The sequence below is a fragment of the Nocardia sp. NPDC049737 genome (genome assembly GCF_040674755.1).
Classification (GTDB): domain Bacteria; phylum Actinomycetota; class Actinomycetes; order Mycobacteriales; family Mycobacteriaceae; genus Nocardia.
Genome location: NZ_JBFANH010000020.1, coordinates 136211 through 155165 on the forward strand (window position 1 = coordinate 136211; position 18955 = coordinate 155165).

20 protein-coding genes are annotated in these 18955 nt (G+C 65.4%); 9 read left to right on the top strand and 11 right to left on the bottom strand.

Features of this window, described 5'->3' with window-relative positions:
* Positions 1-328 precede the first annotated feature (328 nt).
* Genes AB0J47_RS25925 through AB0J47_RS25935 form a run of 3 tightly spaced genes read left to right on the top strand, consistent with a single transcriptional unit; the run spans position 329 to position 2353 of the window.
* Complete coding sequence (locus tag AB0J47_RS25925; protein WP_364351005.1) at positions 329-769, top strand: hypothetical protein; 441 nt, start codon at positions 329-331, stop codon at positions 767-769.
* Positions 770-779: 10 nt separating this feature from the next.
* On the top strand, positions 780-1694 hold the full coding sequence (pheA, locus tag AB0J47_RS25930; protein ID WP_364351008.1) for a prephenate dehydratase: 915 nt from the start codon (positions 780-782) through the stop codon (positions 1692-1694).
* A complete protein-coding gene (locus tag AB0J47_RS25935; RefSeq protein WP_364351011.1) occupies positions 1691-2353 on the top strand; it encodes a histidine phosphatase family protein in 663 nt (220 codons plus the stop codon). Before pheA ends, AB0J47_RS25935 begins: the two co-directional genes overlap by 4 nt.
* Positions 2354-2391: 38 nt before the next feature.
* Here AB0J47_RS25935 and AB0J47_RS25940 read toward each other — a convergent pair whose 3' ends face one another.
* On the bottom strand, positions 2392-2754 hold the full coding sequence (locus tag AB0J47_RS25940) for a MerR family transcriptional regulator (RefSeq protein ID WP_364351014.1): 363 nt from the start codon (positions 2752-2754) through the stop codon (positions 2392-2394).
* Between the two features lie 50 nt (positions 2755-2804).
* On the opposite strand from AB0J47_RS25940, the gene AB0J47_RS25945 reads away from it, so the two are divergent.
* Positions 2805-3443 carry an NAD(P)H-dependent oxidoreductase gene (locus AB0J47_RS25945; RefSeq protein ID WP_364351018.1) on the top strand — a complete coding sequence of 213 codons (639 nt, stop codon included), beginning with the start codon at positions 2805-2807 and terminating at the stop codon, positions 3441-3443.
* A gap of 28 nt (positions 3444-3471) precedes the next feature.
* Here the strand turns inward: AB0J47_RS25945 and AB0J47_RS25950 are convergent, their stop codons facing one another.
* The 7 genes from AB0J47_RS25950 to AB0J47_RS25980 form a co-directional block, all read right to left on the bottom strand.
* The gene (locus AB0J47_RS25950; RefSeq protein ID WP_364351022.1) at positions 3472-4302 is read right to left on the bottom strand and encodes an ESX secretion-associated protein EspG; all 831 of its coding nucleotides are present in this window, start codon (positions 4300-4302) and stop codon (positions 3472-3474) included.
* Positions 4299-5450 (bottom strand): PPE family protein, encoded by a 1152-nt coding sequence (locus AB0J47_RS25955; protein WP_364351025.1) that lies wholly within the window; start codon positions 5448-5450, stop codon positions 4299-4301. Before AB0J47_RS25955 ends, AB0J47_RS25950 begins: the two co-directional genes overlap by 4 nt.
* Positions 5451-5501: 51 nt before the next feature.
* Complete coding sequence (locus tag AB0J47_RS25960) at positions 5502-5813, bottom strand: PE family protein (protein WP_364351028.1); 312 nt, start codon at positions 5811-5813, stop codon at positions 5502-5504.
* 167 nt (positions 5814-5980) lie between these two features.
* Positions 5981-6331 (bottom strand): metallopeptidase family protein, encoded by a 351-nt coding sequence (locus tag AB0J47_RS25965; protein ID WP_364351031.1) that lies wholly within the window; start codon positions 6329-6331, stop codon positions 5981-5983.
* Complete coding sequence (locus AB0J47_RS25970; RefSeq protein ID WP_364351034.1) at positions 6331-7470, bottom strand: septum formation family protein; 1140 nt, start codon at positions 7468-7470, stop codon at positions 6331-6333. Before AB0J47_RS25970 ends, AB0J47_RS25965 begins: the two co-directional genes overlap by 1 nt.
* A gap of 157 nt (positions 7471-7627) precedes the next feature.
* On the bottom strand, positions 7628-7945 hold the full coding sequence (locus AB0J47_RS25975) for a hypothetical protein (RefSeq protein WP_364351037.1): 318 nt from the start codon (positions 7943-7945) through the stop codon (positions 7628-7630).
* Positions 7946-7984: 39 nt separating this feature from the next.
* Positions 7985-8158 carry a hypothetical protein gene (locus AB0J47_RS25980; protein ID WP_364351040.1) on the bottom strand — a complete coding sequence of 58 codons (174 nt, stop codon included), beginning with the start codon at positions 8156-8158 and terminating at the stop codon, positions 7985-7987.
* Positions 8159-8250: 92 nt separating this feature from the next.
* On the opposite strand from AB0J47_RS25980, the gene serS reads away from it, so the two are divergent.
* The 5 genes from serS to AB0J47_RS26005 all read left to right on the top strand — a co-directional run bounded on the left by serS (position 8251) and on the right by AB0J47_RS26005 (position 15671).
* Complete coding sequence (gene serS, locus AB0J47_RS25985) at positions 8251-9513, top strand: serine--tRNA ligase (protein ID WP_364351043.1); 1263 nt, start codon at positions 8251-8253, stop codon at positions 9511-9513.
* A 114-nt stretch (positions 9514-9627) separates the two neighbouring features.
* Positions 9628-11490: a bifunctional diguanylate cyclase/phosphodiesterase gene (locus tag AB0J47_RS25990; RefSeq protein ID WP_364351046.1), complete on the top strand. Its 1863-nt coding sequence runs from the start codon at positions 9628-9630 to the stop codon at positions 11488-11490.
* Positions 11491-11590: 100 nt separating this feature from the next.
* Positions 11591-12910 (top strand): MFS transporter, encoded by a 1320-nt coding sequence (locus AB0J47_RS25995; RefSeq protein ID WP_364351151.1) that lies wholly within the window; start codon positions 11591-11593, stop codon positions 12908-12910.
* Between the two features lie 152 nt (positions 12911-13062).
* Positions 13063-14316 carry an oxygenase MpaB family protein gene (locus AB0J47_RS26000; RefSeq protein WP_364351049.1) on the top strand — a complete coding sequence of 418 codons (1254 nt, stop codon included), beginning with the start codon at positions 13063-13065 and terminating at the stop codon, positions 14314-14316.
* Positions 14317-14714: 398 nt separating this feature from the next.
* Positions 14715-15671: a DMT family transporter gene (locus AB0J47_RS26005; protein ID WP_364351052.1), complete on the top strand. Its 957-nt coding sequence runs from the start codon at positions 14715-14717 to the stop codon at positions 15669-15671.
* A gap of 180 nt (positions 15672-15851) precedes the next feature.
* Here AB0J47_RS26005 and AB0J47_RS26010 read toward each other — a convergent pair whose 3' ends face one another.
* From AB0J47_RS26010 to AB0J47_RS26020, 3 genes are all read right to left on the bottom strand, one after another.
* Entirely contained in the window at positions 15852-16208 is a 357-nt protein-coding gene (locus tag AB0J47_RS26010) for a hypothetical protein (RefSeq protein WP_364351055.1), read from the bottom strand.
* A gap of 183 nt (positions 16209-16391) precedes the next feature.
* Positions 16392-17930 carry a Rieske 2Fe-2S domain-containing protein gene (locus AB0J47_RS26015; RefSeq protein WP_364351057.1) on the bottom strand — a complete coding sequence of 513 codons (1539 nt, stop codon included), beginning with the start codon at positions 17928-17930 and terminating at the stop codon, positions 16392-16394.
* A gap of 42 nt (positions 17931-17972) precedes the next feature.
* Positions 17973-18884, bottom strand: coding sequence for a hypothetical protein (locus AB0J47_RS26020; protein ID WP_364351060.1), 912 nt, complete (start codon positions 18882-18884; stop codon positions 17973-17975).
* Between the last annotated feature and the right edge of the window lie 71 nt (positions 18885-18955).

The following is an 18955-nucleotide window of genomic DNA, read 5'->3' on the forward strand; positions in this document are numbered from 1 at the left end:
CGTATGGGATGGTCGACGGTCGCGGTGCCTCATCGGTTCAACTCCGATTCGATGGGGCAGCCCGTAGCCGGACGCCCCGGTATTCGCAGTGACGTTTCCGTCGGCGTCGGTCAGCCGGGCTGGACCGTGAGCGCCGAACTCACTATCGCCCGGCCGTCCGAGATCGCCCTCCACGAGAAGAACCTTCGGCCTGCTGGACGAAGGGCCGCACACGGCGACTCCACCCGCGCGAGCAAGGTCGATACATGTCGAGGGGCGGCCGGGTGCGAGCAGCTGGATGTGCGCAGGTGGCCCCAGGTGCGTCGGTGGGCGTGGCTACGGTGGAGGCATGGCGGATGGAGTGCAGGCGGCGCACGGGGTGGCGGGGGAGCCGGTGTTGCTTTCGTTGGTGGCGCCGTCGGCGGCTCGGCGGAGTTTGGATGACGGGCTGGTGCGGGCGGTGGGGACCGCGGCGGCGGATGTTCGGATTCTCGACGCGGATGTGACCGATGGGGAGGTCGCCGAATTCCTGGTCGAGATCGCGCACTCGGATGGCGGGTTCATTGCGCGGACCTCCGATGGGAAGCGGGCGCTGGCTATCGTCGCGGGAACGGTTGCGGCGCTGTGCGGTGAGGATATTCGAGCGGCGCTGGCCCAGCCCGATATCACCTTCCTGACCTCGTTGAAGCCGCCCGCCGTTGAGGCGGCGCGCAGCGTGTTGCTGGCGATCGAAACCGATGCGCCCGACGATCTAGCTGGAACTCTGAGCATCCTCAGCGCACGCAAGTAATCTCGTAACCGTGCCGCGAATCGCGTACTTCGGGCCGTCCGGAACCTTTACCGAGATGGCCCTCGCCGAACTCGAGTCCTCGCAAGCTTTCGACGGACCGGTCGAGCGGATTGCCGCGCCCAGTCAAGGTGCGGCGCTGGACCTGATCCGATCCGGTGATGTCGAGGGTGCCGTCGTGCCGATCGAGAGTTCGGTGGAGGGCTCCATTTCGGCGACCCTTGATTCGCTGGCCATCGGACCGCGGCTGCAGATTATCGCCGAAACCGAACTCGAGGTGAGCTTCGCGATTCTGGCCAGGCCAGGGACGGAGTTCGCGGATGTTCGCACCCTGGCCGCCTATCCCGTCGCCGGGGCGCAGGTGCGGCTGTGGGTATCGCACACGCTGCCGGATGTCGAGATGTACACCTCGGCGTCGAATGCGGCTGCCGCCGAGGATGTCGCAGCGGGTCGCGCCGACGCCGCGGTCTCCACCGCGCTGGCCGGTGAACGCCTCGGTTTGACGGCACTGGCTTCGGGTGTCGCCGACCACGACCAGGCGATCACCCGCTTCGTGCTGGTGACCCGCCCCCGAGTCGCGCCGCCCGCAACCGGGGCGGATCGCACCTCGATCGTGCTCGAGCTGCTCAACAAACCGGGCTCACTCATGCGCGCGTTCGCCGAATTCGCCACCCGCGGTATCGATCTCACCAGAATCGAATCCCGGCCGACTCGAACAGGTATGGGCACCTACCGCTTCTACCTCGACTGCGTCGGCCATATCGACGACACCGCGGTCGCCGAGGCACTCAAGGCATTGCACCGCACGGCGCGGATCCGTTTCCTCGGTTCCTGGCCCGCGACCTCGGCGACTGGAACCCCACCGCCCTCGGATGAACCGGCCGCCGAGTGGCTGACCCAATTGCGTAAGGGGGTGGCCGACCTATGACCGGCAGACTGATACTCGTTCGCCACGGCGAGACCGAAGGCAACGTAGCCAAAATCTTGGACACCCGTGTCCCAGGCCTTCCGCTCACCGAACGCGGTGCGGCCCAAGCGAAGACATTCGGCTCGAGTCTGCTGAGACCGCCGAAGGCACTGTTCTGCTCGGCCGCGCTGCGCGCCAGACAGACCGCCGGCTACATCGAGGCGGCGACCGGCGTACCGGTCGAGGTGCTCGATGACATCCACGAAGTGCAGGTCGGCGAACTGGAGGGCCTCAATACCGAGGCAGCTCATTCGTATTTCCAGCGGATCTACCGAGCCTGGCACGAAGGCGATCTCGCCGAACGCCCACCGGGCGGCGAATCCGGATACGACGTCCTGGCCCGCTTCCTACCGGTCGTCGAGGACCTGCGCACCAAATACCTGGCCAATGGCGGCGACGGCGACATCCTGGTGGTCAGCCACGGCGCCGCCATGCGCCTGGTTTCCCGCAACCTCAGCGGCGTGGCACCGCCCTTCACCACCAATAACCATCTCGACAACACCGAAACCATCGAACTCGTCCCCCGCCCCGTCGGCGGCTGGGAATGCATCCGCTGGGGCCGCTTCACTCCACCCTTCGCCTACGAGGTTTCCCCCACCGCCGACGATCCCATGGGCTGAATCCCCTTGGGGCACAATGCTCCCCGCTCGCCTTCGTGTTATCCGCCCGCCTCGATATCCGAGCGGAGCTCGAGCAGATTGGCCTTCTCGGCGACGAGTCGTTCGATGGCGGTGTCCAATTGGCGTGTGCGCTCATCGATTTGCTGCAGCACGGCATCGCGATCGTCCTCGGATGCACTGGACGGGGCGGTGCACGCAATGTGCAACATCGTGTAGGACTCGGTCAGCGACAGTCCCGATGCCAGCAAGCAGCGAATATCCTTCACGATCTTGACATCCTCGGGGCGGTAATGCCGATAGCCGTTGGGATCCCGCCGAGGCGAGAGGACACCGGCGGCCTCGTAATGACGGAGCATCCGAGGGCTCGCGCCGGTGATACGACTCAGATCGCTGATCCGCACCCGGCAAACTCCTTGACATTGACGTTAGTGTCATACTTTAGCTTGGCCATATGACGAACGAAGACGGTCGGCCGAACGTCGTACTAGTGGTTGCGCACCCGGACCACGACTCCGCTACCTGGGCTATTGCCAGAGAAATTGAACAAGGCATCCAGGCGGATGGAAACACCACTGCCACAACACATGATCTGACAAAGTCGGGATTCGATCCCATCTTCGGCAAGCAGGATCTGGCGGTGCACCGGCTGCGGGGCGAGGTTCCCGCCGATGTCAGGCGTGAGCAGGAATTGCTCGACTCGGCCGATGCAATCGCTCTCCTCTTCCCGGTGCACTGGTGGTCGATGCCTGCCTTGGCCAAAGGATGGATAGACCGCGTATTCGCCAGAGGCTGGGCCTACGAGACCAGCTCGGAAAGCGGTCAGAGTGCGGTAAGAGCTTTGCATTTCATCGCAGTTGCCGGTCTCGATGAAGGCACTTACGACCGGCGCCGATACAAGGAGGCGATGATGACCCAGATGGTGCACGGCATTGCCGGCTACTGTGGGATAGCCGAGTCATCCATCAAGTTTCTCTACGGCACCGAGACCGACGAACCGCGGGTTCACGAACAGTTGCTCGACCAGGCATACCGGATCGGCGCCGATCTGGCGCAGCGCGCGCAATCGGCTCGAGATCAGGAAGCGGCATAGCGGGCATTACTTCCCGGCGGATGCGCCCTCAGGCAAACCTTGGATTCCTCGGAAACTCTTCGCGCTCCGGCAACGAATGGATCAGATCCTCCACGGCGGCGCGCAGTCGGGCGGGAGTGCCGCTGGCCAGCGACGACCACTTGGTGCCGTCGTCGGCCACGCTCGCCGTCGAGATGAATCGCCCGTTGCGAGTGTTGAATACGGCGATGTGGTTCTCGACGATGTCACGGGTGCCGTCCCGGTAGAGCACGGCCGTGATCTGCGCGTGCGAATGGATTTCGACGACGGCCGAGGCGATGGTTTGCGCGTCCTGCGCGGGATTGCCGACCTTCGCGAGTCGTTGCGCGGTGGCGGTGGCATCGCCGACATCCTCGAAGATCGTCGCAAGTTCCTCGGTCGGTGCGTTCATCCCGTAGAGCTCGAGTGGCGGGGCCGTGCCGAGCGCCGCTATTACGGTGCCCGCCAGGTCGATTCCCACTTCATCGATCACATACGAGTCCTGCCCGCGAAGGGCCACGACCGAAAGATCGTCGCCCTTCGCCAGACAGAAACGACTCACGTACCCGTCGACGATCAGCCGCATGGTGATGATCCAGTGCGGCCGGTTCAGCACCCGAAGTCGGTCCTCCAAGTCAGGCTGAATCCCGCCGTCGATCAGCAGGTCCCGTTGTTCGAGCGACGCGGCCGCGGCGGCCATTGCCGCCTGATGCGCGGGCACACTATCGAAGCGGGCGTACGCGTTCAGCACAACCGGAAGGTCATCGAGATCCAGCTTCTCGCGGAGAAACTGGATCTCGTCGGGTGACAGCACAACCGCCTCGAGTGCGGACGGGCCACCGATAGAACCGAGGACGGTCACCCAACCGTCCCGGCGTTGGCGCCGATCACCCCGTCGGCGGCGAAGCGGCCATCGGTGAAGTGATCGGCCCGCAGGTCGACCTTGCTGTCGTGCTCGGACTCGTCCTCGCCGTCACGGGCCTGGTTCCCCATCAGCGGGTTGCCGGCGCCGCTGTTGCTGATCGACCGGGCCGGTGCGGCTTCGATAGATGCGACCGTCTGAGGTGCCGCTGTCGCGGTGTTACCGCCGATCACGCTGCCCGTACCCCAGCCTTCCGGCAGTTTGAGCTGGGCGCTGCCCGCACCGACCGAGGTGCCGGAGAACGAGACCGCACGGGTCGCGGCCGCAGTGCCCGCCGCGGCCATCGTGCCACCCATCGCCATCGGTGCCATGGTCGCCATCGGCGTGCTCGTAGTCGCGGCGGCGACCGCATTGCTCGCCACACTGCCGACCGTTGACACACCGGTGCTGACTACCGATCCGACTGCCTGCGCGGCCTGCGTGGCGGCACTGGCCACACCCGGGTTCGATACGAACGCCTGCACGGCGGCCACCGCCGCCGAGATCGGGTCGGTGGGGGCTTCGAACGCGGCATCGGCGGTCCCGCTCGGGTTGGCCTGGCCCGCGCCCGCGGCGATCGGCGGCGGCATCAAGAAGTCGGCGGGTGTGGCCACCATCGCCGAGGTCGCAGCCTCGTAGGTGTCCATCACCAACGCCGCGCGGATATCCATGGCGTGCCTGGCGACCTCGGCGGCCTCCATGGCGCCGCTGACGGCGCCGGCCGGGTTCGTCGAAGCGACCAGCGCGGCATTGACGGCCGCGATTTCGGGCGGGCTCGGCATAGCGAGCGCGGCAACGCCGTAAGCGATGACGTTCGCCGCTGCCTTGCCGCCCATCGCCGCTGCCTGCACACCCTGCTGTTCGGACCAGCCGAGGAAGCCGGTCAGCTTGCCGAGCGCGGCGATACCGTTGATGCCCTGCATGCCGACGCCGAGCTCGGCCATGACGCGGGCAACGGTGGTCGTCGCATCGACCCAGGCGGCGGTGAGCGCGCCCCACGCGGTAGCGGCGGCTGAAATCGGGATCGCGTGTGCGCCCGCGTGAAGGGTGGCGGAATTGATTTCGGATGGCCGGGCGATCCACACGACCCCGGTGACTCCTGCAACCATGCTGATAACTCCCCTGAATGTCTGAATGGTGGTTGAGGACAGCCGTGCCGGCTAGACCTGTATGGCGTTGACTCCAGCGGCGCGCACGACATCGCCGGCGATATGCTGCGCCAGCTGCATGCGCAGTGTCTGTGCAGCATGGTGCAGTTCGAGAATGCCCTGGGCGACGGAATGATCGTGGGTCACCGCGCCCTGGTTGAAGTGGCTGGCGGCCACGAGCGACACCTCTTCGGTGCCGGACGGGATCACGTGCGTCGCCGGTGCGGTGATCATGGACGCTGCGGAAAGCCGCTCGGCGACCAGATCGAGTTCGGCCGCCGCGGCGAGAATGGCCTCGGGCGAGATCAGTACATGTCCAACCATGACTCGACTCCTTCTAGTGGCTGTGGGGCGGAACCACGAGAATTCCCCCTTCGAGTGATAGGACGCGACAGCAACGCGATCGGTTCCATCGAATCCCCAAGTTTCTTCCGGTCATCCGTGCTGGTTTCGCGCTCGTCGAGCCGAGCCCGAACACAACTTGGATAAGACTAGCCCCATCCCAGCTCATGCAACCGGTCTTCGTCAATGCCGAAATAGTGTGCAATCTCATGGATCACAGTGATTGCGACCTCCTCGACGACCTCGCGCTCATCGCCGCAGATATCGAGAATCGCCTCGCGATAGACGGTTACGGTGTCGGGTAGCGAGCCGCCGTAGTGACTATCTCGCTCGGTCAACGCGATTCCGTGATACAGCCCGAGCAGATGTGGATCCTCCGGATTGCGCGGTTCGATCAGCACGACCACATTGTGGATGGCGCGGGCCAATTCGGGCGGAATGAGATCGAGCGCATCGCCGACCAGCTCCTCGAACCGGTCCGCGGACATGGTCACCGCCATCAGCGCGGTTGTGGCTGTGGTGGCAGCGGCGCGGCGCCGGGTAGTGGGGCAGGAGTCGAGCGACCAGAGTTCGGCGGCGGCACCGGAGCCTGGCCGTTGATCAGGATGTCGCCCTTCGCCGATCCGGTGACCGGCGCGAAACCCTCACGGTCGGTGCCCTTTCCGATCATGCAGTCCAATTTGTGGCTGCCCGCCAGCCAGCTGCGTGCGTCGAGGTAGTCGAAGAACACCGTCAGCGTCTTATTGCGCACCGCATCAGGTGAGCCGAGATAGTCGTTGGTTGCCCGGCCGCACTCGTCCTCCATGAACTTGTCCTGGTCGTCCTTGGTGGGCGGACCGCCGGAAAAGTGCTGGCCGAGGTCGACGGTGGACACGATCTCGACGGCGTGCGCCTGTGCGCAATCCACCGGATCGGAGGGCAGATTCTGATTGATGCCGAGGCAGGTGCCCGGCTCGAAGATCTTCGACTGATCGTGTTCGGTGGCCGCGCCGCTGGTCGGCAGCGGGGTACCGGTGCTACCGGAGAACTGGAGTCCGCAGCGCAGCGTTCGGTCGCCGTGCTTCCACCCGTCCGGACTGGGGTACATCAGGCCGACCACATAGCGACCGCGCGGATCGAACTTGCCGTTCAGATACTGCTCGACGGCGGGGGTGCAGTGCTCTTCCTTGAGTTCGGTCAGTCGCAACGAGTCCGGAAAGCGGGAGCCCGGACCGAATTCCACGCCGGGATATTTGGCCATATCGACATCGGCCGCGACCTCGAACAGGTGCTTGTTGGAGCAGGCGACCTTCACCAGATCGCCACGGTCCTGTTTGGTCCAGCTGAGGCAGTCGCCCCGGGCCGCGGTGCCGAACTCCTTGTCCAAGGCGGTCTGGCCGGGCGAACCAGGGTTGTGTGCCTCGAGCCGCTTGTCGTTGTCGTAGCCGGTGATGAACAGACCGACCAACGAGATGATTACGGCGCCCGTCGCCGCGGCGAGCAATACCCAACGCAACTTCGGCGCGGACAGATGCAGCTTGCCGTCGGCGACGGCGTCGCGGTCGATGATCACCGACTGCGGGAACGATTCCGCGCGCGACGACTCGCCCGAGGGCAGGTCGGATTCGTACGCGTCCTTGGTCACATCATCAGCAGACATCGCGGTCCATCATGTCAGCGTCTGTTCGCTGGTGCTACGACCTGGACGAATCGATCCGAAGCGCCCCGGTCGTACCCATGCCAGGCGCGTCAGCCGCGGAATGTGGACAGGAATAGGCCGGGCAACCGCGCCGGATCGGCGCTCGCGTAGAACTCGGTCAGCTTGCGTTGGAGGTGATATTGCACGCGCCGAGAACCGCGCCGACGCCGCCGGTCGCGGTGGGATCGAGTTGGGCGAGTCCGGCGCGCCGGCGCGCGGTATCGGCGTCGATGCCGGGACGCAGCCACACTTCGCCGTGAAAACCGCTGAGCAGCAATCTGTCGTAGAAATCGAGCGGCAGAATCGGCACCGCGACCCGCTGGCCCGGCGCCTCGGCGAGTTCGACCCCGTCGAGCGGACTACGCCCCTGCTCCAACGCCGAGAGCGTGGCCGACAGCGCGGTGGTGGCCTGCAGCAGCGTCATCGGACCCGACATCCACTCCTCGCCGACCAGCGGCGAGTCCGGATCCAGACCCTAGATGGTGCGCGCCGCGCGCACCCATTCGTGGGAGAAGCGGCCGGTGCGCGTGTGGATATCGTCGCGAAGTTCGCGGCGGCGCCGCAGCGGGGTGTGTGCCCACGTTCTCTCACCCGCGACCAGATCGGCAACTGCATTATCAATAGCGGTTTCGTCGAAAGGCGTGCCCACAAGCCAACTATGCGCGCGGACCCCGCCCGCCGGTCCGCATCCTGGGATATCGGCGTGAAACCGCAATATCGCGACCATTAGGCTGGTCACCCATGATCGACCTCCGATTCCTGCGGGACAACCCCGACGCGGTCCGCGCCTCGCAACGCGCCCGCGGCGAAGACCCCGCCCTCGTCGACGCCCTGCTCGAGGCGGACGCGGCGCGCCGTGCGGCGGTGGCCAACGCCGATAACCTGCGCGCCGAGCACAAGGCGATGGGCAAGCTGATCGGCAAGGCGAAGCCGGAGGAACGGTCCGTCCTGCTGGAACAGGCGCAGGAGATGTCGGCGAAGGTCAAGGAGGCCGAGGTCGCCCAGCACGCCGCCGATGCCGATATGGACGCCGCGCACCGGGCCATCTCGAATGTGGTCCAGGAAGGCGCCCCCGCGGGCGGCGAGGACGATTACATCGTGCTGGAGACCATCGGTACACCAAGGGAATTCGACTTCGAGCCCAAGGACCACGTGGAGCTCGGCGAGTCACTCGGGTTGTTCGATATGGAACGCGGCGCCAAGGTTTCGGGCGCGCGTTTCTACTTCATGACCGGTTACGGTGCGCTGCTGCAGCTGGGTCTTTTGCAACTCGCCGCGCGGCAGGCGGTGGCCAACGGGTTCACCATGATGATTCCGCCGGTGCTGGTGCGTCCGGAGATCATGGCCGGTACCGGATTCCTGGGTCAGCACAGTGCCGAGGTCTACCACCTCGAGGAGGACGAGCTGTACCTGGTCGGCACGTCGGAGGTGCCGCTGGCGGGCTACCACTCGGACGAGATCCTGGACCTGAGCGCCGGTCCGAAGCGCTATGCGGGCTGGTCGTCGTGTTTCCGGCGCGAGGCGGGCAGCTACGGCAAGGACACCCGCGGCATCATCCGGGTGCACCAATTCGACAAGGTCGAAATGTTCGTGTTCACCACGCCCGAGGAGGCCGCGGCCGAACATAAGCGCCTGCTCGCCTGGGAGCAGGACATGCTCGCGGCCGTCGAGGTGCCTTATCGAATCATCGATGTCGCCGCGGGCGATCTGGGCAGTTCGGCAGCGCGCAAATTCGACTGCGAGGCTTGGGTGCCAACCCAGCAGACCTATCGCGAGCTCACCTCGACCTCGAACTGCACCACCTTCCAGGCCCGCCGCCTCGCTGTGCGCTATCGCGACGAGAATGGAAAGCCGCAGATCGCAGCCACTTTGAACGGTACGCTCGCGACTACCCGCTGGATTGTGGCGATTCTGGAAAACCATCAGCAGGCCGACGGTTCTGTCCGGGTGCCCGCCGCGCTGGTACCGTTCGTCGGTACCGAGGTGCTGACACCGCCGCGATAAACACCTCGAAATAGCCCGTCCGACATTGCCTACAGGTAAATAGCTAGGGGTTCGCCATGCCGGATTCACAGGATGTGGCAACTGTAGGTAATTTCTATGTCTAGGCTATTCCCCGTGCGAGGAATCGGGTCTCGCGGCGATACCCGAACCCGGGTGCGGGCCGCGTCTGCGTTGGCGACGGCGATGGTCATGTCCCGGACCACCGGAGCCTTCTATGTAATGGGGGGCGCGCTCGGCCTGCTGATCACGGGAATTGCCCCGGGCAGCGAGGGCAACCGAGCACTGGTGGGTACCGCCGCCGCGGTGGCGCTGCTGCTCGGACTCAGCCTGCTCGGCTGGGGTCCGCGGTTGCCGCATGGGATTCACCATGGTTATGTCGCGATAGCGACGGTATTGGTGACGATCGCGGTATACGCGTTCCCGAATACCGTCGGCGCGATCAGTCTCGCCTCGTTCTATGTATTCATTGCCTGTGATGCCGCATTGTTCTTCGCATGGCCACAGGCATTCGCGCACATAGCCTTCGCTATGGTCATGTGCCTGTGGGTGATGCCGACGCGGCCGGTGCATCCCACACTGCCATGGTGGTCCGGGTTGATTCCGGCGGGTGTGACCTTCGGAGTCGGCGTGGTAGTCGGCATCCTGACCCGAATGGCCTCCGAGGCCGATATCGATGTGCTCACCGGACTGCTCAACCGGCGCGGTTTCGACCGTGCGTTGAACGCCGCGATCGAAACCGCCACCCGCACCGGCCAGGGCCTGGCCTTGGTGCTCGTCGACCTCGACCGCTTCCAGAAGATCAACGATCACCTCGGCCATCGCGCGGGCGATGCGGTGCTGCAGCGGGTCGCCGATACCTGGTCGAAATTGCTCGCGCCGGACCAGCGACTGGCTCGCTACGGCGGTGACGCCTTCGCGCTGCTGTTGCCGAATACCACCGAGCAGGCGGCGATTCTGCTGACCGAGCAGTTGCGGGCATCGGTGACCACCGGGTGTTCGGCCGGAGTCACCTCATGGCAGCCGGGTGAGTCGGGTTCGCTGCTGGTGAGTCGGGCCGATGTCGGTCTGTACCGGGCCAAGCAGGCGGGGCGCAATCGGACGGTGCTGGAGTCGTCGCGACAGTTGCCGCTGGCGGTCGAGTTGCGCGAGGCGATCGACCGTGGCGCGCTCGATGTGCACTACCAGCCGATCGTCAGCCTGACCGAGGGCGGCGGTAAGGCGGTCGGTGTCGAGGCGCTGCTGCGCTGGTCGTCGAGTGCGCAGCCGGATGTCACCACCGAGGGGCTGATCCGGGTTGCCGAGGAATACGACCTCATCTCCGATCTGGACGAGCTGGTATTGCGCCGGGCGTGTGCGGACGCGGCTCGTTTGCAGGAAACCTTCGCGCAACTCGATCTGACGCTGAATGTCAATGTCAGCGGCCTGGAACTGGCCGAGACCGGTTACGCGGACCGCGTCGCCAATATCCTGGCCAGCACCGGCTGGCCCGCCGACCAACTGGTGCTCGAGGTGACCGAGAGCGAGTTGGCGGCCGAATCCCAAACGGCCATCGGCAATCTGCATATTCTGCGCGAGCGCGGCGTGCGCATCGCGATCGATGACTTCGGCACGGGCTATTCGTCGCTGAGTCGCCTGGCCACCCTGCCCAGCGACATCCTCAAGGTCGACCAGTCCTTCGTCGCCGCGATCCGTTCGGACTCACCCGCACCGCCGCTGCTCGGTGTGATCGCAGCACTGAGCAGTGCACTGGACCTGCAGGTGATCGCCGAAGGCGTGGAGACCGAATACCAGGCGGCGGTGCTCACCGAACTCGGTTTCGCGCTGGCCCAGGGCTATCACTACAGCGATTCACATCCGGTCTCGGAGCTGATCACCGATCTGAACGAGCATCAGGGTCGAGTCGGTCCTGGGCTCAATGATCGGGAACTCGGTGATGGAGACCTGCATACCGCCAACGGGTGGCTGCCGCTCGGCTGAAAATCGCTTGACGCGCTGGGGGACAGATCGGCAGGCTGACGGTATGCGTTTACTTATCTACGGCTATTGATTCGATAGGTCGTTGACCCGCGGGATCGGTCTGCGCGGGCTTACGGTGCGGGCGGTGCTCTTCAAGGGCCTCGGTGATCTGATTCCGCTGTATGCGCTGTACGCGGTGCTGTTCGCCGATCATGGACTGAGCACTGGGCAGATCTCTTCTCTGCTGGCAATGTGGTCGGTGACCGCGTTCCTGCTCGAGGTGCCATCGGGTGCCTGGGCCGATACGGTGTCACGGCGTGGGCTGCTCGTCACGAGCGGTGTGCTGCTGACCGCCGGTTTCGCGTGCTGGACACTGCTGCCGACCTACCTGGGATTCGCGGTCGGCTTCGTACTGTGGGGTACTTCGGGCGCGTTGATGTCCGGGACGTTCGAGGCATTGCTCTACGACGAACTCGTCGCCCGCAATGAGCAGCGGGCGTATCCGCGCATCATCGGTTATGCGAGGGCAGCGTCGGAAGCCGCGATCGTGATCGCCATCCTCGGTGCGACGCCGTTGTATATCTGGGGCGGCTATCCGTTGCTCGGCTGGTGCAGTGTGGCGTTCGCGGCGGTGCACACGCTGGTCGGTCTGTCCTTGCCGAGCGCGCCGAAGGCTGTGTCGGCGGTGGCAGTGGAGGATCTGGAAGACGAGGATTCGGCTGGGTCATCCGAGATATCGCGAGGAGCAGTCGCCCTGAGTGGCGAGTCGGTGATGGCGCAGGCGTCGATCTCGACGGAGTCGCGGCCGTTCGCGACGTATCTGAACATGCTGCGAACCGGTGTGGGGGAGGCGATTCGGGTGCGTGCCGTGCGTAATGTCGTGGCATTGGGGGCGCTGCTGTCGGGGGTTACGGCCTTCGATGAGTACTTCGCATTGCTCGCTCAGGAGGTTGGGGTGGAGACGGCGGTGGTGCCGGTTTTGGTCGGGATCACGGTTGTCGGTTCGCTGGTGGGTTCGGTGTTGGCGGGGCGCACCGAGGCCATGTCGGCGCGCGTCATGGCGATCGCGGTGGGGCTGGGTGGTGTGCTGTTCGTCGGCGGTGCGGTGGTCGCCGGTCTCGCCGTCCGCTGGCCGGGTGCGGTGTATGTGCTCGCGGGCGTGGGATTTACGGCGATCGGTGTTTCCTACGGCATCGTCTACAACGCCAGTGTGGTGGCGGGGGCTCGGTTGCAGGACGCGATCGAAGGTCCGGCGCGGGCGACGGTCACCTCGGTGTCGGGTCTCGCTGCGGAGGTTGTCGCACTGGCGGTCTTCGGGTTCGCCGCCATCGCCACGTTGTGGCTGTCGATGTCGACGACGGTCGCGTTGCTGGGCGCTTCCATGCTCGCTATTGCCCTGCTGATTCCGTCCTCGCTACCGCGCCGCACGTCCGATCGGTGAGGCAATGGGATGTCAGCTGTGGGTCGCTTCGATGAGAGGGGTTCGCCGCTCAATTCTGGCATGGATCCTTGCCAGATATTCGAATTTGTGAGACGGTCTTGTCAGATGTGCTCGGCTTGGGCGCGAATCTCTCTTCCGATGGGTGAAATGCAATGACGCATGACAACCAGCTGCTGCCCACTCCGCCGCTGTTCACGGAGTTCCCCTTCCGGTACGCGGTGCCGGTGCTGGCACCCGGCGATCTGCGCTGCACCGCGGCGCAGCGGGATTCGTTCCGCCGGTTCGCGCAGGTCGGGGATCCGCTCGCGGACGGTGTGGTCGCCATGTTCAAGCGGCTGCCGGTCGGCGAGGGTCGGCGGATGTTCGAGGTCGCCGTGGAGCGCGGAATCGATGCGGTGCCGAATGCACCCGACGAATTGACGGCATTCTTCGGTCAGGTCGAGACGGACCCGTACTGGCTGGACCGCACCAAAATCGACCGCGGTGCCCGGGTCGTGGAACGCACCAGTGTCTGGGGTGGGATCGCGATGGGGATGTTCGCGCTGATGGGCGGCTATCTGGCCTCTCGCGCGGATAAGGCCCTGGTCGGCACCGGTGATCTCGATGCCATGGCGCCGCGCCGCCTGGCCGAAACCACCCAGTGGTGGCTGGACGTCACGACTCCCGGTGGCCTGCAACGCAATCAGGTCGGCTACCAGAGTGTGCTGCGGGTGCGGCTGATGCACGCGCTGGTGCGCGCGGGCATGAATCGACGCCCCGATTGGGATTACGAAGCCTGGGACCATCCGGTGAACCAGGTGCTCACCGTCGGCACACTCGGCCTGTTCTCGATGGCGAATCTGGTTGGCGCACAGGCACTCGGCCTGCGCTTTTCGGCCCAGGAGAAGGATTCGGTATTCCAACTCTGGCGCTATGTCGGCTTCCTGCTGGGCATCGACGCCGAAATCCTGCCGACCAATGAAACCGATACCTGGCGCGCTTTCTGGATCCTCGCCGATACCGAATTCATCCCGGACGAGGACTCCCGACGCCTGGCCCAGGCCCTGGTCCCGGCCGCGGGCGGCCTGTTCATCGGCACCGACACCACAGGTCAGCGCCTGATCCGCCGCGTGATCACCAGTTATATGGTCGCCTACAGCCGAATCGTCCTCGGCCCGACCAACTCTGATTTCCTCGGCCTGGAGAACAGCAAGTTCTTCCAGAGCGCCGTCATGGCGACTGCTGTAGTCAACGGCGCATTGGAAGTACCCCGCCAACTCATCCCCGGCGCCACCCGCTTCCAAGAACGGCTCGGTGCCCGAATCCGCGCCCGCCTGGTCCGCGGCTCCATCGCCCGCAACGGCGGCGACCGCACCTACGCTCGTCACGACACCTACGGTGCCCGCACCACCCTGCGCGCCGGGTAACCGTGCTACCCCTGCGCGCCGGGCGGTCGGCATACGGCCCGTTCCGACCGATGCCGCCATGGCATCACCGCGATGACGTTCGGCGGATCGCCGCAGTCAGTGCTTGGTCACGAGTTGGCGCTGGAAGTGGCGGCGCTGCAAGGGCGCTCGAAGCAACTCCACATACGGCGATACAGCCGATGACGGTCTCGCATGGCTGGTCGACTCGGTCGATGGTGCAGCCGCCAGACACACATCTGACGAACATCCTTCGGCCGACTTGCATCGAGGGTGACCGGCCATTCCGTGCGAATTCGGCGCCAGCGAAGGGTGTCTGATCGGGCTGGTGTGAGGTGCGCTCGGGCGCGGTGGGTTGTGGCGCGGTCGGGGGATGCGGGGGGTGGCGGTACGGTGCGGGGATGGTGGCGCGGGCGAAGGTGGGGTTGGCCTTCGGGTTCTGCATCGGGGCCGGGGTGGCGGTGCAGGGCCGGATCAATGGGGCGTTGGGGGTGCGGTTGCGGGATGGGATCGCGGCTGCCTGTATCAGTTTCGGCATCGGTCTAGTGGTGTTGGTGATCGCGTTCGCGGTGAGTCGGCGGTTGCGGGACGGGCTGGTGCGGGTGCGGCGGGCGGTGGCCGATGGTGAGCTGCGGCCGCTGCAGTTGTTCGGTGGGCTCTGCGGCGCGTTCTTCGTTGCGTGCCAAGGACTTACCGTTGCGGCGATCGGCGTCACGGCCTTCACCGTCGCCACAGTCGGCGGGCAATTGCTGAGCAGTCTGGTGGTGGACCGGCTCGGGTTGGCGCCGAATGGCCGGACTCCGGTCACGGTTTCGCGCGTCGGCGGTGCGGCGCTGGCCATGGTCGCGGTGGTCCTCGCTGTGGCGGGAGGGTCCGGCGCGCCGGTCGGTTCCGCGGCGGTGCCCGAATGGCTGCGCAACAGCCCGACCGCTGTGCTGATCCTGTTGCCCGCGCTGGCCGGAATCGGACTGGCCTGGCAGCAGGCGGTCAACGGTCGCGTCGGCGCGGTCGGCGGTCCGTTCTCCGCCACCCTGGTGAACTTCGGCATCGGCACCGCGGCCCTTTTCGCCATCGAGGCCTGCATCCTGGTCGGCACCGGCTGGCCTGGTGGATTCCCCAGCGAGCCATGGCTCTATCTGGGCGGCCTCATCGGCGTCGCCTTCATCGCCTTGGCCGCAATCACCGTCCGCTGGATCGGCGTCCTGCTCCTCGGCCTTACCTCGGTTGCCGGCCAACTCCTGGCCTCGATCACCCTGGACCTGCTCACCCCAACCGGTGCCGGACTCTCCCCAACCGCCGTAATCGGCTGCGCCCTCACCTTCCTCGCCGTCCTCGTCGCCACCCGCTCACGAACCTGACCCCAGCGCCGAACTTCCGGCATTGCGGGGCAGCGACTCACCGATGTGTCAGTCATTGCACTTGGTGTTCGGGGCCGACCTTGCTCGAGGGCATGCGCCTGGACATGGGCCGCCCAGCGACCCCACCGTAATGGTCGACATCGCCGGGAGACCTATCTTGCGATGCTCGGATTTGTTCGGTTAGCTGCTGCCGAACCAGCCCGGTGGGAACCACTGGCCCCAGCCGCCGTTGCCGCCCCAGCCGCCGCCCCAGCCGCCGTTGCCGCCCCAGCCGCCGTTGCCACCCCAGCCGCCGTTGCCACCCCAACCGCCGCCGCCCCAGCCGCCGCCGCCCCCGCCCCAACCGCCGCCATTGCACCCGGGGCCGTAGCCCGGGCAGTGCGGATTATCTGTCTGCACAACACCTGGTCCGGGTGTCGGCATCGCCGTGGCGTGAACCGCCACTGCCGTCATCGGAACCGCCACCGCCGCTCCAACGAGCGCGACCTTTGCGAGCAGTCGGCGCGCGGTGCTGCCGCGCGCCTTGTTGATGATCATGGTGCCTTCTTCCGGCGAATCGTCCCGCGTACGGGACTCGCCGATCGTCGAGTTCGTTCGATATTCCCCGACGCCCCTGATTGTAGGAGCCCCAGGTAGTCGCCACCAGCACGTGAGCGACCGAATCGCACCGAATTTCAGAACCGACCGACAGTCGGCAAAAGGCACCCGGGGGACCAGAATTCAGACGAGCTTGTGCGAGCGCAACTCATGTCCCTTGGAGGTCTTGCACCGCCCGGATTCCAGATCCCACTGCCACCCGTGCAAATTGCAGGTGAGGGTATTTCCTTCGATCACGCCGAATTTCGACAGATCCGCCTTCAGGTGTGGGCAGCGGCGCTGGACTTCCCAGCCGGCCAATTCCGTTGAGGCGGAATCATCGTGCGCCTCGGCGAACCAGCCGTCCGCGTACGCGATCCGCTCATCGGTGAGGCATTTGAAGAAGGTGTAGAGGAATTCGTTGTAGCCGCCGATGCGCCAGGCCTGGAATCGAGTGGACAGGAAAATGGTGTTCACCCAGTCCGGCTCGTCGTCGCGCAGCACGGTGCGCACCAGTTCCGGCGGGATACGGAAGCCGTAGCGATACTTGCCTTCACCCTCGATCGGCTCGCGCACTACGCGCTTGGGGAAGTCCAGCACCACGGTTTCGTCACCCATGACCAGTCCGACCGGATAGCCGATCCCGTCGCAGATCAGATCGCTCTGCTTCATGATCGGCTCGAACAGCGCCTTCAGCGGTTCCAGTAGCCGCTCGTCACCCGTTGCCCACGAAGCCTTTTCGGCCGCCAGCACCGGAGCGAGACGCTGTGCCATCAGCTCGATGTATTCGGCCTTGTTGTCATAGATCAGGCCCGGCTCGAACGGATGGGTCAGCGCGAGTTCGGCACCGCGCACGTCGGCGACCGAACCCGGGATCATCAGGATCCCGCCCTCGTTGCCGTGGATTTTCATCTGTTCCAGGAACACCATCTGATCCGGGAAGATATTGCCCTCGTCGCCGCGATCGTCATTGAGGTAGCGCAACTCGTCGTCGAGAAATACCGGCGGGCCGGCCGAGGGCACTACCCAGGTGGCGTCGACCTGCTCGATATAGCTGCGCGCACGATCCATTCCGCGCTGACGCTTCTGCTTACCGAAATTCGACTTGGTCCGCGAAGGAATGTCGTAGACCATCGGATACCAGATCGCGCCCGAGTACTGCAGCAGGTGGATATCGATATGCCCGAATGCGTCGTGCAGCACATCCATATCCACCGGACGGGCGTCGTTCATATTGAAACAGGTGGTCTCGCCGTCGGCGACGACCAGCCCGGAGTCGCCGATCGGTCCGTCGGCGGGTGCGCGCAGCGCGATGATCATGATGTCGATCTCGCCGCCGGGTCCGCTCACCCGATGCTTGACCGAATCTTCGGTCTCGAAGAACTTGTGGAAGCCGAGCTTCTCGAGTTCGCGCTTGAGATCCGGCACCGGATAGTCCGGCAGCAGTACGGTCGCGTCCTTGTTGACGTGCTTCGCGATATGCGCCGCGTCGAAGTGGTCGCGGTGCAAATGCGAGACGTACAGGAAATCGCAATTGCCCAGCTCGTCCCAGTCCAACTGGGTGTTGTCCGGAAACGGGAACCACGACCCGAAGTACGCGGGATTGACCCAGGGATCGCAAAGGATCGACCCGGCCGCGGTGCGGATGTGGAATCCGGCGTGTCCGACGCTGGTGATCTGCACGAGCTGCTCCTCCTGACCGTTACCAGCCATCCAGGGTAGTGGTTAGGCAGAAACGTCGCCGATGCAGTAGCCCTCGGCGTCCGCGGTCAGGGTGAAGGTGTGGGTCTGGGTCACACCCGAGGAGTTCGTGACCGGAACCTGCACAGTGACGTAGTCCGCACGCAGCCGCTCCGAGCGGATCTCCTGATCGGTGAATTTCGTGGTCCCGGTCAGCTTGCCTGGGTTGTTGGCCAGTGGCGGGGCTGTCGGACTGCCGGTTCCGTTGGGGTCCCAGTTCGCCGGGCTGGCTTTGCAGACCAGCGGATACGTTCCTTCTTTATCGGAAGGGTCGAGGGGGGTGCCGACGAAGCGGGACAGATAGCGTCGCACGGTATGCCTGGCATCGGCCTCATTGGGTCCAGCTTCGCCGTCCTGGGCCACCCACGGGCAGACGATCTGAGACGAATTCTTCGTGGCCGCCACCACTTCGTTTCGATCGAAGGTGACGGACGTGCCCGCGTTCTGCCAGGTGACGGTGTTCTGTGTGGTGGTCGCGGGCTGTGCTAGGGCTTTGAGGATCGCCGTCTGCTCGGTGGCCATATCGGCCACATTGCCCGGAGCCAGCATCCAGCACTTGGCGCGCAATTCGGCAGGTGTCGAACCAGCCAATACGGCCCCGAAGCGCGCCGCGACATCTGTCGCGCCGGGCAGGCCGGGGACCGCGCCGACCGGCACCGCGAACGCTCGCGCCACGTCCGTAGGAGTTGTGGTCGCAATCGCAGCCGATTTCGCGCTGGCAGTCGGCGTCGATGTTTGCTTCGGCTCGTCGCCGGGAATGCCGGATACCGAATCGCAGCCGGTGAGCAGCACGGCGCCGGTCAGCAGACCACCCATGATGGCCGCCAGCCCTCTCCGGTCGCGTTCGCGCGGGTCCTTCCAGTCGCGTTCACGCGGGATCGGGCGGGCGCGTTCCACTTCGGGGGTCCTCTTTCTAGACGTTGAGCGACGGGTCAGACGCGCGCAGTCGCGGCGGCTCTGCCGGATGG

Bases quoted from the DNA above. Each gene is read 5' to 3' on its own strand.
- AB0J47_RS25975 (WP_364351037.1), bottom strand. From the start codon at position 7,945: ATGTCGGGTCCGATGACGCTGCTGCAGGCCACCACCGCGCTGTCGGCC.
- AB0J47_RS25965 (WP_364351031.1), bottom strand. From the start codon at position 6,331: ATGGCGGTGACCATGTCCGCGGACCGGTTCGAGGAGCTGGTCGGCGAT.
- AB0J47_RS25960 (WP_364351028.1), bottom strand. From the start codon at position 5,813: ATGGTTGGACATGTACTGATCTCGCCCGAGGCCATTCTCGCCGCGGCG.
- AB0J47_RS26000 (WP_364351049.1), top strand. From the start codon at position 13,063: ATGACGCATGACAACCAGCTGCTGCCCACTCCGCCGCTGTTCACGGAG.
- AB0J47_RS26010 (WP_364351055.1), bottom strand. From the start codon at position 16,208: ATGATCATCAACAAGGCGCGCGGCAGCACCGCGCGCCGACTGCTCGCA.
- serS (WP_364351043.1), top strand. From the start codon at position 8,251: ATGATCGACCTCCGATTCCTGCGGGACAACCCCGACGCGGTCCGCGCC.
- AB0J47_RS25935 (WP_364351011.1), top strand. From the start codon at position 1,691: ATGACCGGCAGACTGATACTCGTTCGCCACGGCGAGACCGAAGGCAAC.
- AB0J47_RS26005 (WP_364351052.1), top strand. From the start codon at position 14,715: ATGGTGGCGCGGGCGAAGGTGGGGTTGGCCTTCGGGTTCTGCATCGGG.
- AB0J47_RS25925 (WP_364351005.1), top strand. From the start codon at position 329: ATGGCGGATGGAGTGCAGGCGGCGCACGGGGTGGCGGGGGAGCCGGTG.
- AB0J47_RS25945 (WP_364351018.1), top strand. From the start codon at position 2,805: ATGACGAACGAAGACGGTCGGCCGAACGTCGTACTAGTGGTTGCGCAC.
- AB0J47_RS25955 (WP_364351025.1), bottom strand. From the start codon at position 5,450: ATGGTTGCAGGAGTCACCGGGGTCGTGTGGATCGCCCGGCCATCCGAA.
- AB0J47_RS25970 (WP_364351034.1), bottom strand. From the start codon at position 7,470: ATGTCTGCTGATGATGTGACCAAGGACGCGTACGAATCCGACCTGCCC.